This is a genomic window from Bacteroidota bacterium, assembly GCA_039714315.1.
Taxonomy (GTDB): domain Bacteria; phylum Bacteroidota; class Bacteroidia; order Flavobacteriales; family JADGDT01; genus JADGDT01.
Map to the genome: position 1 here is coordinate 1 of JBDLJM010000093.1, position 12,697 is coordinate 12,697.

Genomic DNA, 12,697 nt, shown 5'->3' on the forward strand with positions numbered 1-12,697 from the left:
AAGCTTTTCGCAGAGGGCGCAAAGTTTATTATAATCCATTTGCTGTCTCATTGCTTCAAACAAAGTAATTGGGTAATTTATATTTACTCAAACAAGGCCCTCAATTCTGTAGCGTGTTTTGGCTTCAATTTCCCGGCAAGAATTAAACTCATTTCCCTACGACGAAGGGCACTTTTGTACCTTTTCATTTCTTCGTCGGTCTCCGGTAATATTTCCGGAACTTTTCTTTTATTCCCTTCTTCATCGAGAGCGGCAAAAATATAGATGGCAGTATTGGCCTTAAATTTGTCTTTCCCGCTTCGGTCTTCAACCCAAACATCTACAAAAACTTCCATTGAAGTATTGAAAGCTCTTGTTACGTTTGCTTCTAAAGTAACAACACTTCCCAACGGAATCGGCACATTAAACGAAACATTGTTTACAGATGCGGTAACTACAATTCCCTCACTATGACGTTTCGAGGCAACAGAAGATGCCAGATCCATCCAGGCCAAAAGCTGTCCGCCAAATAAGTTCCCAAGAGGGTTTGTATCGTTTGGAAGAACTATCTGGGTCATTGTAGTAGTTGATTCGCTTACTCGTTTCTGTTGCATATTTGTTGTTTTTATCAAAGATAACGAAATTATCACTGTTACTATTCCGGTAGGGATAGAAACGGCAGCTTTTTGCAATAAAATGTATTGAGCGTATTGCTATAAGAGCGATTTTATGAGCTCCTTATAGCAATTTACAGCGAAAACTTTTTATTGCAAAAACTATAGTGGATGAGCCCGTAAAACCGGCCAAAAAAAAGACCGCCTTAAAAATAAGACAGCCCTTAATAGTGTAATAATTAATGTTTTCTAGTGAGGAATCTTAGTCCTCAGAACTCCGTACATGAAAGTTCCTATAAGTATCGAAATCATAAATATTATAAAAACCGGATTCCCTGCTCCAATTAATATAAATACCATTCCCGGACAAAGCCCTGAAAGCCCCCAGCCAAGTCCGAAGATTATTCCTCCGATAATATAACGGGGCCATGTTTTTGCTTTATCATTTATTTTTACGGGATTACCGTTGATGTCATTAAGTTTACCACTTTTAAATATCCATGTAACTACAATTCCTATAGCTATAGCTGTACCAATTATACCGTACATGTGAAATGCCTGAAATTTGAACATTTCGAAAATTCTGAACCATGATACTGCTTCGGTCATATACATTGTAACTCCGAATAGTATCCCTACTAATATAAATTTTATATGTTTCATTCTGCGTAAAAATTATAGGTTAGTGATGAAAGGAAGTATATAATTTACCATTATCAAACCTCCGATAAAAAATCCTATCACCGCTACTACCGATGGTAGCTGGAAATTTGAAATACCCGAAATTGCCATGCCCGATGTACAGCCTCCGGCGTATCTTGCACCAAAACCTATCAGCATTCCGCCAATTACTACTATAATAAATCCTTTAAGAGTAAGAACTGACTCCCAAGATTGGTAAAACTCAGGGAGTAAAGGCACTTCACCATAAGTCAGGTTAAAGCCATAACTTTCGTTAAGTGTATTTACGGTTGCCTCCGAAATTTGTGCAAAGTGTGGCTCCGGAGCAATAAACTGCATTGTAAGATAACCTCCTATTGCAGCTCCAAAGACAAACATCAAATTCCAAATCTGCGTTTTCCACGGAAAATCGAAGAAGTCCGAAAATTTACCTCCACCAAAAATAGCTACAAGTACTCGTGTGACTGCCGACGTTCCGAACTCTTTTCCAAACCATAACAGAAAGAAAAGAATTGAAGCTATTATGGTACCGGAAACGTACCAGGGCCAAGTTTGACTAATAAATTCCATCATTTTATTAATATTTGAGTTAAATGAATTAAAGTTTCTATGTAAATATATCAGGCTAAATTATGTATCAAAAATAGTTTATTTCCTGACTTATATCACCTTGATAGATAATTAAAACTCCAACTCCGACATAAACAACATATTGCCAGGTAATTACATTTCACAATATAGTATAAATTTTAGCACTAATATAAATATATTAATATTTACATGTTTATATCATTTCCTATGGCGGGTTTATCATTAACAGGTGCTACTTGTCTAAAACATTTTTCTTCCTGATTTACTCTTAGCATTTTTGCAGCGGAAAGCTAAGGTAGTTGTAGCTAAAGCATTTCGTAGTAAATTTAGGTTAGTTTGACTAAAAGGTTCGCATTTTATGTGAACCTTTTTCTTTTTATATCTGTATTGATTTTACAATTTGTATAACAGGTACTCCTTAAATATCTACAGATAATAATCTGTGCAAAATCTAAGATTCACCACATCAATATTGCATTTTATATTACCTTTGTTTTACACCAAGTTGATTTTAATATGAAAAATTTAATACTCTTATTATTGATCTTAAGTGGAACTTATGGTTTCGCTCAGGATCAAAATCAAATTTCAGTTTCGTTGGGAATTGGACAAAATAGCATGCTACAGGATGAATCATTATCGAACAATACTATACACGGTGAAAAATTCAATTCGATAGAATTGCGCTATGTACATAATTTTATTAAAAAATTCAACCGCAGAAAAGTGTGGGCACTTGAAACAGGAATTATGTATGCCAAGCACGAAGTAGTTATTTCGGAGCCTGCAAATATGGAATTAGAAAATATTAAGATAATAACTGTTCCAACATATATACGTTATACATTTTTAAAATATTACTACGTTAATGGAGGGCTTTTATTCACAATGGAATTGGATTCGAATGAGCATCACAACAGGTCGAAACAAGATGGTATGGGCTTAGGTTTGGGCGTTGGTGCCGAATATCATTTTGGTAAAAACTTTTTAGCTTTCATAAACCCATTTATTAGGCAACACAATCTTATACAGTTTAATGCGCTGGAATATCACGATGCTCTAACTGAATACGGCATTAAATTCGGTCTTGCCTACGAGTTCTAATTCTAAAAATTATATTGATGTCGAAAATTCTAATTGAAAACATTAAAATCTATGCTTATCACGGTTGTCTGGAAGAAGAGAACAAGATTGGCTCCGACTATTTAATCGATATAAAGGTTAATCTCGATTATTCAAAGGCTTCAAAAACAGACGACCTCAACTACACTGTAAACTATGCTGAAATTAACAGAGCTATTCACGAAGAAATGGCTATAAAATCATGTTTACTGGAACATGTTGGACAAAGAATAATAAATAGAATCTTTAAGGATTTCGATAAAATCAAAAAAATAAAATTAAAACTATCGAAGGTAAACCCACCAATGGGGGGTGATGTTGAAAAAGTATCGGTATTAATGAAAGGAAAAAGGCATCCTTAATAAAGTATGCCCTATAAAATATAATTATAAACAGATGCAATTCGAAATAGAAGAAGGAATAGTTTTTGAAGTGGTTAAGCTTGTTGGGGAGAATGATACTGCGGAATTTTACGGTTCGGGAAATCTAAAAGTTTTTGCGACTCCTGCAATGGTTGCTTTAATGGAGCTAACCGCTTTAAAATCGGTTTCGTTTCTCAAGGAAAAATATGGTTACGATACGGTAGGAACCGAAATTAATGTAAAACATATTAAAGCAACTCCGTTAAATGACGAAGTAAAATGTATTTCGAAACTGGTAAAAGTCGATGGGAGAGCTCTGGAATTTGAAATTGAAGCTTTCGACAGCAATGGAAAAATAGGCAGCTCTATTCATAAACGTTTCGTGATAGATCCTGAAAAATTTATGGCGAAGCTGCAGTAAGCAATTTAATGCGAACTTATTTCATAAAATACACAAGCACATTTCTGCTATTACTTGCATCCCTGCAATTATTGGCACAATCGGCCGATGATGCAATTTCGGCCCAACATTTTTTCGAAAATGGCGATTATAACTCTGCCATCCCATTACTCGAGAAACTATATCAGCATAATCCGGGGAATATAATTTACTATAATAATTTACTGACTTCATATGTTAAAATAAAAAGACTGGATTCTGCCGAAAGCTTAATTAACTCGACATATACAAAATATCCATATCGAACATCGTGCTTGGTTGATCAGGGATATATAGAAAAGAAAAAAGGCAATCGGAAAAAATCGGAAGAGTATTATAATGAAGCAATTAACAAAGTAACGGAGAGGCCTAATTCAGCACATAGTATAAGCAATCAGTTTCAAAAGTATCTGGAAACCGAATGGGCTTTGAAGGCGTATATCACTGCAGAAAATTATAATTCAACCTTGAACTTTGCTATTCAAAAAGCTAATTTATACGGCGAACTCGGCAATGTTGACTCAATGCTTTCTAATTATTTTGTACTGATCGAGAAACAACCCGAACGCAAAAATGCTGTAAAACGCTATCTCCAGAACTTCATCAAACAAAACCCTTCACCCGAAATTAATGAGAAGGTTAAGAATACAATATTACTTAAGATCCAGGAAACTAATGAGCCAGCTTTTTCGGAGCTGCTGCTATGGTATTTTACCGAGAAAAAGAAATACGACTCAGCATTTGTACAGGCAAAATCGTTATATAAAAGAAACTACAGCGATTTAAAAATTATTCAGTTTTTGGGAGAAGATGCATTAAAAGTCGGACAAAAAGGTACAGCAGAAAAATGTTTCAAATACGTAAGAACAGAAGATCAATCGGGTGAAAATTACTTTAAAGCAACAAAGTCTCTCCTCGAAATGCAGGAAGATAAGGCTAAGAACAAAATGAGCCATGACGAAATTATCACAGAATATCAGGAGGCTATAAAAAAAGAGCCCCTTAATTTCGAGCATTTTTCGCTAATACTAAGCTATGCCGAATTCATTGCCTTCGTTACAAATAATTCGGATAAAGCTCTTGAAATTCTTGAAAAGGAAACAACTCCTTATAAACAATACGATAATATTATTGCCTCAAAATACATACTCGAAGGAGATATTTACATGATAAAACAGGAATTTACAAAATCTTTCCTGGCATATCAGAAGGCAGAAACATGGACTAAAGACCAGTATGTTGCAGATGAGGCAAAATTTAAAGGGGTTAAAGTTGCCTTTTACAAAGGCGATTTTAAATGGGCTTTGGGTCAGGCAAAGGTTTTAAAAAAATCGGTTTCAAAATGGTATGCCAACGATTCGGCAGAGCTTCTGATCACTCTTCAAAACTCATATAGTTCTGATAGCAGCGATGTCCCCCTAAAGCTTTACGCCAAGGCCGACCTGTTGAAAATGCAGGGTCAAAACGACTCTTCATATGCCTATTACAACCAAATTATTCAAAGCTTCCCCAACCACTATCTGGTGCCAACGTCTCTATATGCCCAATCAGATATTCTGGAAAAAAGCATGGCTTACAACAGAAGTATTGAAACTCTGAAAACACTTTACAGTAAATTTCCCGACAATAATCTCGCCCCTTTTGCACTTTTGCGTTTAAGCGAAGTATATTTGCATAAGTTAAAAAACGAGGAGGAAGCAAAAGAGTGGCTCAGGGAACTGCTTTTAAAGTTTCCGGATAGCACACTTGCTGAGAATGCGAGAGAGCTATACGATGAGATTGAAAATTAAACTGATAAATTCGCTGTCTGATTCTAAAATCAAAAATCGGTGTTCCCTGCCCGACGGCCGGCAATAATTTATTATTGAATTTCGAACAAGGATTAACGAAATCGAAGATTCAACGAAGTTAATAATGATTTTTGGCCTAATAATAACAGGGAAGAAATCAGGGAGGTATATTAATAATCTTTTTGATGTAAAATTATTAAATGATGAAAAAAGTACTATACAATATCACATACAATGTGGACGAGAGTGTACTTGAGGAATGGCTGGTGTGGATGCAGAACGAATTTATTCCGAAAATTGTGTCTACCGAATACTTCGAAGAAGCAAAAATGGTAAGGGTTTTGGTTGAAGAGGAAATGGGAGGTGTTTCATTTGCCGTTATGTACCGATCGCCAAGTCTTGAAACACTGGAAGACTTCGTTGTAAACCACAGTCAAAAATTCAATAAAGAATTAAGCGATAAATTTGGTCAGAAAGTCTTAACTTTTATGACATTATTAGAAGAGGAATTCACAATTTAGAAATGTTTGGTGTTTGAAAGTTTGATGTTGGAAGTTAAAAACATCAAACCACGAACCTCAAACCTCAAACAATATAATATGAGCGTTAGAGCAAAAAAACATTTAGGACAGCATTTCCTGAAAGACGAAAATATTGCAAGAAAGACAGCCGAAAGTATTACTCTTGAAGGCTACGATAATGTATTGGAAATTGGTCCGGGAATGGGGGTGCTTACAAAGTACCTGATCGAGAAACCTATAAATTTAAAGGTTGTAGAACTCGACAGGGAATCTGTTGAATATCTTCAGGCTCATTACTTAAAGTTGAGTCAGAATATTATTTCGGCTGATTTTCTTAAAGAAGACCTAAAGAAATATTTCGGTGATGAGAAGTTCGCCATTATCGGGAATTTCCCTTACAACATCTCGAGTCAGATATTATTCAAGGCTTTAGAATACAGAGATCAGGTGCCCGAAATAGCGGGGATGTTCCAGAAGGAATTAGCCGAAAGGATTGCTTCGCCACACGGCAATAAAACTTATGGAGTAATTTCCGTACTTTTACAGGCGTTTTACGATATTGAATACTTATTTACGGTTCACGAAAATGTATTCAATCCGCCTCCAAAAGTAAAATCGGCGGTTATAAGATTACGAAGAAACAAAAAGGAAAGTTTGGGTTGCGATGAAAAACTTTTTATAAAAGTTGTAAAACAATCATTCAGTACCCGAAGAAAAACTCTTCGTAATTGTTTGAAATCGATGCAACCAAATCAAACTGTACTGGACTCTGATTTTATGCCAAAAAGAGCCGAACAACTAAGTGTTGAGGATTTTATTGAACTAACAAAAATGATGGAATAGAATGCACGTAGAGATTACATCAGCTCTCATTGAAGAACTAGTTGATTTTATTGAGCAAAAGAATAATCCAAAAATTCTTGAGAAGTTAGAACACTTCCACCCGGCCGATATTGCCGAAATTATGGATGATCTTTCGTTCGATCAGGCTATTTATGTATTTGAATTAGTTGATGAAGATCTTGTTTCGGATATTCTGGTCGAACTGGAGGAAGACGTTAGGGAGAGAATTCTTAAAAAACTGTCATCAAAAGATATTGCATCATCTATAGACGAACTTGAAACCGATGATGCGGCAGACATACTTGCCGAACTTCCCGAAAAGAAAAAACAGGAAGTAATTTCCGAAATTGAGGATGCCGAACATGCCAAAGACATTGTAGAACTTCTTCGTTACGATGAAGATACTGCCGGTGGTCTGATGGCGAAAGAACTGGTACAGGTAAATGAAAACTGGACAGTTCTTACCTGTGTTCGCGAAATGCGTAAACAGGCCGAACACGTCGAAAAAGTTCATTCAATTTATGTTGTTGATGATGAGGAAAAGCTTTTGGGAACTCTTTCACTAAAATCGCTGTTAACAACTTCTACAAACACTCCAATTAAAGAATTGTACAAGAAAGATGTACACTATGTAAGCGTTACTGAAGACGATGAAGACGTTGCATTGATTATGCAGAAGTACGATATGTTTGTTATTCCGGTTGTTGATGAACTGGGCCGTCTGGTAGGAAGAATTACCATCGATGACGTTGTAGACGTAATTGTTGAAGAGGCCGAGAAAGATTACCAAATGGCATCGGGTATCTCGCAGGATGTAGAATCTGACGATACTATCTGGCGACTCTTCAAAGCGCGTTTTCCATGGCTGCTGATCGGATTATTCGGTGGTTTTACATCCGGAAATATAATCGGATCATTTGGCGATATTATTCAGGGCCATATCATACTGCTGATGTTTATCCCGCTTATTGCCGCAATGGGCGGAAATATCGGAGTGCAATCATCTGCAATCGTTGTGCAGGGACTTGCAAATAATACCATAAAAGAAGGTAATGTTATCAAAAGGATACTAAAAGAAATTGGGCTGAGTTTAACCATAGGCCTGGTTTTATCGGTATTGATATTCGCCTTTATTAAATGGCATGGCAGCGATATTGTTTTTGCCTATGCAATCGGTATTTCACTGATCATCGTTGTGGTTTTGGCGTCATTAATAGGTACCATAGTCCCGCTTATTTTAGACAAATACGACATAGATCCGGCCATTGCAACCGGTCCCTTTATCACAACAACAAACGATATTGTAGGAGTGCTGATATATTTCAGTATAGCTTCTGCTTTTATTAATTGAGCCGGAAACCTGCTGTCCGTTTATACGCTTCGCAGCCAAAGTATTTCATAATAGTCGTGCAAGTATCTTTGAAAAAATTCAAAGCTCTTGCACTCCTTTATTCAATTACTTTCGCTACTGCAGGGTATCACTGCCATCAGGGGCAAAAAAAATAGTGAAGAGTTATAATGAAAGTTTTATTTATAGATACAACACACCATTCTTTAGCAAAAGGGCTAAAGAAACTCGGCTTTGAAACCGAACTAAATAACACCTCCCCGAAACAGGAAATAGAAGGAATTCTAAAATATTATACAGGAATAGTAATCCGCAGTCGTTTCAAGCTCGATAAAACTTTTCTCAATGCCGGATCGCACCTGAAGTTTATCGCAAGAGTTGGTGCAGGTCTAGAAAATATAGATGTTAATTATGCCGAAAAACTTGGAATAAACCTTATTGCGGCACCCGAAGGCAACAGAAATGCCGTTGGCGAACAGGCTTTGGGAATGCTGCTTTCTCTGTTTAACAACCTCAACAGGGCAGATAAGGAAGTTAGAAACGGTATCTGGATACGAGAAGGAAACAGAGGTGTGGAACTTCGGGGTAAAACCGTTGGAATTATCGGTTATGGCAATATGGGCAATGCTTTCTCAAGGGTACTTGCAGGTATGGGTGTTGAAGTAATTTTCCACGATATTCTTCCCAATCTAAGCAACGAAAATGCCAGACAGGCAGAACTCGAAGAGCTATTCGAAAAAACAGATGTTTTAAGCATCCACACTCCACTTACCGAGTTAACAAAAAACATGGTAAACTCCGAATTCCTATCAAAGTTCAAAAAGAATATTTACTTCATCAATACCGCCCGCGGCCCGATTACGGTTACCACAGACCTTGTTGATGCAATGAAAAGAGAAAAAGTACTGGGAGCCTGTTTAGACGTTTTGGAATATGAAAAAACATCATTTGAAAACCTGTTTTCTGAAAACCACCTCCCTGAGGCATTCGAATATCTGATAAATTCGGATAAAGTGATATTAAGCCCTCATATTGCAGGATGGACTCACGAATCAAATCTTAAAATGGCAAAGACGATAGTGGATAAGGTTGAAAATTTACTCAAATAACACCTCTGCGTTACACTGCGAAAAACTTCGCGTATCTCTGCGGTTTAAAACATTATATCATTAACACATTAACCCATTGGCAATGGACGGAAGAAAAAGAAAAGACATAGAAGTTGGAATGTACGTTGAAATAGTTCAAAAACATCACCAACGCACAGGCGAACTCACCGAAGGAGCCGTTAGACGAATACTGACAAAATCGGCAAATCACCCGCACGGAATAAAAGTACTTTTAGATTCCGGTGAAGTTGGACGAGTAAAGAATATATTGGAGGAGGACTAAAACTATGTCTTCTAATTAAAGCATTGATTCATTTGAGCATTAAATCATTGACTCATTAAACCATTACCTCCCAACGAATAATTCTCTACAAAATACTCTACATACTCAGGAATCTTAGTACCGAGATAATAGGGTAAGTTCATAAGCAAATAAGGCGTACCGGCAGGTGTTTTACTCTCCTGAACACTAAATTTTCCGCCAAAAATCCTAATAGCATAAGGATGTTTACTTCGTTCAATAAACTGATGTAAAGATTTTAACGAACCCGTAGCTCCCGACTTAATTTCAATCGGAATTACTTTATCTTCATAAGTGTAAACCAAATCTACTTCAGCCGAGGACTGTCTCTTTTCCCTAACCCAAAAATTTGGTTTTTTACTGTTATAGGTATTCAAAGAAATTAATTCCTGAGTAATTAAATGCGGTATTATAGCTCCTTTAAACGAAGAACTCAAATCATCCATAGCAAGCATCTTACCCTGTATATTTAGAGTGTGATTTACCAGCCCCGTATCCAGAAACTGCATCCTCGGTGACTTTTTTATATCAGGTTTTACCGGAACTTCCAAATTAGTTGTAGGGTAAATCAACTGAATAACTTTAGCATCATCCAGATTTCTGAAAGCCTCTCCCACTTCACGCGAGCGATAATTTGAGTTTGCAAAACCCTGAAACTTTATTCTTTCATCTAAATAAAGGTGAGCATTTGCCATTATATGTTTTATTACATTTCTTTCCGTTCTGTTTGAGGTATATTTTTCAACATCATCTTTATATGTTCCCCAAATACTCTCATACACCTTTGGTAGATCGCTCAATGATTCTGTTTTGAGGTATGTTTTTATAACCTCGGGCATGCCTCCGATAATACCGTAGCGGTGAAACATATTCATCAATACATCATGTGCATTTACATTTACCGGTATCTGATTAAGCTGCTCTAGTCCGATTAAATAATCATTTGCTAATAAATATTCTGCAAAATTCATCGGATATAAGTACACATACTCTACTCTGCCAACGGGAAAACTCTTTATTTTTTGCATCGCAAATTCCAAAAGTGAACCTGCCGAAATAACATGTAATTCCGGTATTTCTTCGTAAAAGTATCTTAATAACTGAATAGCCTTTGGCGATTCCTGAATTTCATCTATAAATAAAAGCGTGTGCTTTTTGTCCTTAGATGCTATATTATTTGCGATAAACAATGCTTCTAAAATAGAATGTACATCTTCATATTGTTCAAAATATTTTAAATCCTTCTTTTTTTCTAAATTTAGAAGAATACTGTTTTTATAGCTATACGAGAACTGCCTGACTAAAGTGGTTTTACCTACCTGTCTGGCTCCTCTGAGAATTAGCGGCTTCCTGTTTTCACTGAATTTCCAATCCTCTAATGATTCTGTTATATGTCTTTTGAAACTAAATACCATCACCAATTTTGTAACAAAGTCAAGGCAAATTTACGTATATTTTGTAACAAAGTCAAGGCAGTTTCTCCATTTTTTTGTAACATTGTCAGGGCAGTTTGAGTTAAATATTGTAACATAGTCAGGGCAGATTACCAAAATAGGTTAATTTACTATTAGCTTCTTATCATAAAAACCTGCCATATTAACCCTTTGTAAAAGTGATCTGTATTATAATCAAACTATTTATTATTGATTAAATTTAATCATTACGTACGTCTAATTACTTCCGCCAAGAATCTGGCACATATCTTGTTAGATATGTGTAATATAAAACTAACTAAAATACTACGTTATGAAAAGATTTATTTCAAGCTTAATGCTAATATCTGTACTGTTCTTTTCCTGTAATAAGACTAATGATTTTGTTGATAAAAATTCAGACCTTTTAACAAAAAGCGCAAAGGAAGTTACCGAAGCTAACAACGCATTTGCTTTTGAATTTTTTAACGAAATAGCAAATGCAGAAGCAGAAGATAATTTTATGGTTTCCCCGCTAAGTCTTTCCCTTGCACTTGGTATGACGTACAATGGTGCTAACGGAGATACGAAAACGGCTTTTGATAATACACTCAATTACAGTTCATCATTAACAGAAGTAAATCAATTCAGTAAGGATTTGATAGATAAATTATCGGGGAGTTCGGACGGATCTGTTATGGAAATTGCTAATTCCATATGGATAGAAGAAACCTTCCCCGTTAAAGAAGATTTTGTAAACCTAAACAGGAAGTATTACAACGCGGAAGTAGAAAACTTAAACTTTAGTGATCCTGCTACAGTTGATATTATAAACGAATGGGTATCGGAAAAAACATATGATAAAATTCCAACAATAATCGAAAAAATTGAACCGGAAGAAGTTATGTTTTTAATAAATGCACTATATTTTAATGCAAACTGGAAATACGAATTCGATCCGGAGTACACGGAAAATAAATCTTTTTACAAGAGCCCGGATGAAACAACGGAAGCAGAAATGATGACATTAACCGCTGATATAGAATATACCGAAAATGAGCTATTTACTTCTGTTATTTTACCCTACAAACAGGATAAGTTCTCTATGGTAATATTACTTCCAAATAGTCAAAAAACCACTGATAACATTGTTAGTGAACTGAATTCGCAAAATTGGGAAAACTGGCGCAATGAATATGACACCACAGAAGTTTCAGTGAATATTCCCAAATTCAAATTAAAGTATAAGAATAAGCTAAACGACGAACTTATTGAAATGGGATTGGGAATTGCTTTTTCGGGTCGTGCCGATTTTAGTAATATCAGTAATATCCCACTAAATATTTCCTATGTTTTGCAAAAAACCTTTATTGATGTAAACGAGGAGGGAACTGAAGCAGCAGCAGTAACTGTAGTAGGTATGGAATATACATCAATAGAACCACAACCTATAACTTTCAATGCGAATAAGCCGTTTATTTACATGATAAAAGAAAATGTTACAGGTTCAATATGTTTTATGGGAAGGTTGGGAGACCCAAAATATGAAGAATAATATTGATTATATCTCAAAAAAAAACATTAA

At 35.8% G+C, this 12,697-nt stretch carries 14 protein-coding genes; 10 read left to right on the forward strand and 4 right to left on the reverse strand.

Translation table 11 applies throughout. The annotated features are described in order from the left end of the window. Window positions 1-83 precede the first annotated feature (83 nt). The 3 genes from ABFR62_09645 to ABFR62_09655 form a co-directional block, all read right to left on the reverse strand. Window positions 84-593: an acyl-CoA thioesterase gene (locus ABFR62_09645; GenBank protein ID MEN8138686.1), complete on the reverse strand. Its 510-nt coding sequence runs from the start codon at window positions 591-593 to the stop codon at window positions 84-86. Between the two features lie 249 nt (window positions 594-842). Continuing rightward, a complete protein-coding gene (locus ABFR62_09650) occupies window positions 843-1,256 on the reverse strand; it encodes a DUF6691 family protein (GenBank protein ID MEN8138687.1) in 414 nt (137 codons plus the stop codon). Between the two features lie 12 nt (window positions 1,257-1,268). Then, window positions 1,269-1,847, reverse strand: a complete 579-nt coding sequence (locus ABFR62_09655; GenBank protein MEN8138688.1) for a YeeE/YedE thiosulfate transporter family protein — start codon at window positions 1,845-1,847, stop codon at window positions 1,269-1,271. A gap of 534 nt (window positions 1,848-2,381) precedes the next feature. On the opposite strand from ABFR62_09655, the gene ABFR62_09660 reads away from it, so the two are divergent. The 9 genes from ABFR62_09660 (at window position 2,382) to ABFR62_09700 (ending at window position 9,682) form a co-directional block, all read left to right on the forward strand. Next, entirely contained in the window at window positions 2,382-2,969 is a 588-nt protein-coding gene (locus ABFR62_09660) for an outer membrane beta-barrel protein (protein MEN8138689.1), read from the forward strand. Window positions 2,970-2,986: 17 nt separating this feature from the next. Continuing rightward, a complete protein-coding gene (gene folB, locus ABFR62_09665; GenBank protein ID MEN8138690.1) occupies window positions 2,987-3,349 on the forward strand; it encodes a dihydroneopterin aldolase in 363 nt (120 codons plus the stop codon). 34 nt (window positions 3,350-3,383) lie between these two features. After that, window positions 3,384-3,770, forward strand: a complete 387-nt coding sequence (locus ABFR62_09670; GenBank protein MEN8138691.1) for a thioesterase family protein — start codon at window positions 3,384-3,386, stop codon at window positions 3,768-3,770. A gap of 8 nt (window positions 3,771-3,778) precedes the next feature. After that, a complete protein-coding gene (locus ABFR62_09675) occupies window positions 3,779-5,578 on the forward strand; it encodes a tetratricopeptide repeat protein (GenBank protein MEN8138692.1) in 1,800 nt (599 codons plus the stop codon). Between the two features lie 203 nt (window positions 5,579-5,781). Beyond that, on the forward strand, window positions 5,782-6,099 hold the full coding sequence (locus tag ABFR62_09680) for a DUF4286 family protein (protein MEN8138693.1): 318 nt from the start codon (window positions 5,782-5,784) through the stop codon (window positions 6,097-6,099). Window positions 6,100-6,177: 78 nt separating this feature from the next. Then, window positions 6,178-6,942, forward strand: a complete 765-nt coding sequence (rsmA, locus tag ABFR62_09685; GenBank protein MEN8138694.1) for a 16S rRNA (adenine(1518)-N(6)/adenine(1519)-N(6))-dimethyltransferase RsmA — start codon at window positions 6,178-6,180, stop codon at window positions 6,940-6,942. A gap of 1 nt (window position 6,943) precedes the next feature. Then, window positions 6,944-8,293, forward strand: a complete 1,350-nt coding sequence (mgtE, locus tag ABFR62_09690) for a magnesium transporter (GenBank protein MEN8138695.1) — start codon at window positions 6,944-6,946, stop codon at window positions 8,291-8,293. A gap of 167 nt (window positions 8,294-8,460) precedes the next feature. Next, window positions 8,461-9,399, forward strand: a complete 939-nt coding sequence (locus ABFR62_09695; protein MEN8138696.1) for a 2-hydroxyacid dehydrogenase — start codon at window positions 8,461-8,463, stop codon at window positions 9,397-9,399. A gap of 82 nt (window positions 9,400-9,481) precedes the next feature. Then, complete coding sequence (locus ABFR62_09700; protein ID MEN8138697.1) at window positions 9,482-9,682, forward strand: YwbE family protein; 201 nt, start codon at window positions 9,482-9,484, stop codon at window positions 9,680-9,682. A gap of 44 nt (window positions 9,683-9,726) precedes the next feature. On the opposite strand, the gene ABFR62_09705 is transcribed toward ABFR62_09700, so the two are convergent. Next, entirely contained in the window at window positions 9,727-11,115 is a 1,389-nt protein-coding gene (locus ABFR62_09705; GenBank protein MEN8138698.1) for an AAA family ATPase, read from the reverse strand. A gap of 331 nt (window positions 11,116-11,446) precedes the next feature. Between ABFR62_09705 and ABFR62_09710 the strand changes: the two genes are divergently transcribed. After that, on the forward strand, window positions 11,447-12,667 hold the full coding sequence (locus ABFR62_09710) for a serpin family protein (protein ID MEN8138699.1): 1,221 nt from the start codon (window positions 11,447-11,449) through the stop codon (window positions 12,665-12,667). Window positions 12,668-12,697: the final 30 nt, after the last annotated feature.

Bases quoted from the DNA above. Each gene is read 5' to 3' on its own strand.
- ABFR62_09675 (MEN8138692.1), top strand. From the start codon at position 3,779: ATGCGAACTTATTTCATAAAATACACAAGCACATTTCTGCTATTACTT.
- ABFR62_09660 (MEN8138689.1), top strand. From the start codon at position 2,382: ATGAAAAATTTAATACTCTTATTATTGATCTTAAGTGGAACTTATGGT.
- ABFR62_09680 (MEN8138693.1), top strand. From the start codon at position 5,782: ATGAAAAAAGTACTATACAATATCACATACAATGTGGACGAGAGTGTA.
- ABFR62_09655 (MEN8138688.1), bottom strand. From the start codon at position 1,847: ATGATGGAATTTATTAGTCAAACTTGGCCCTGGTACGTTTCCGGTACC.
- ABFR62_09645 (MEN8138686.1), bottom strand. From the start codon at position 593: ATGCAACAGAAACGAGTAAGCGAATCAACTACTACAATGACCCAGATA.
- ABFR62_09650 (MEN8138687.1), bottom strand. From the start codon at position 1,256: ATGAAACATATAAAATTTATATTAGTAGGGATACTATTCGGAGTTACA.
- ABFR62_09705 (MEN8138698.1), bottom strand. From the start codon at position 11,115: ATGGTATTTAGTTTCAAAAGACATATAACAGAATCATTAGAGGATTGG.
- mgtE (MEN8138695.1), top strand. From the start codon at position 6,944: ATGCACGTAGAGATTACATCAGCTCTCATTGAAGAACTAGTTGATTTT.
- rsmA (MEN8138694.1), top strand. From the start codon at position 6,178: ATGAGCGTTAGAGCAAAAAAACATTTAGGACAGCATTTCCTGAAAGAC.
- ABFR62_09700 (MEN8138697.1), top strand. From the start codon at position 9,482: ATGGACGGAAGAAAAAGAAAAGACATAGAAGTTGGAATGTACGTTGAA.
- ABFR62_09710 (MEN8138699.1), top strand. From the start codon at position 11,447: ATGAAAAGATTTATTTCAAGCTTAATGCTAATATCTGTACTGTTCTTT.
- ABFR62_09670 (MEN8138691.1), top strand. From the start codon at position 3,384: ATGCAATTCGAAATAGAAGAAGGAATAGTTTTTGAAGTGGTTAAGCTT.
- folB (MEN8138690.1), top strand. From the start codon at position 2,987: ATGTCGAAAATTCTAATTGAAAACATTAAAATCTATGCTTATCACGGT.
- ABFR62_09695 (MEN8138696.1), top strand. From the start codon at position 8,461: ATGAAAGTTTTATTTATAGATACAACACACCATTCTTTAGCAAAAGGG.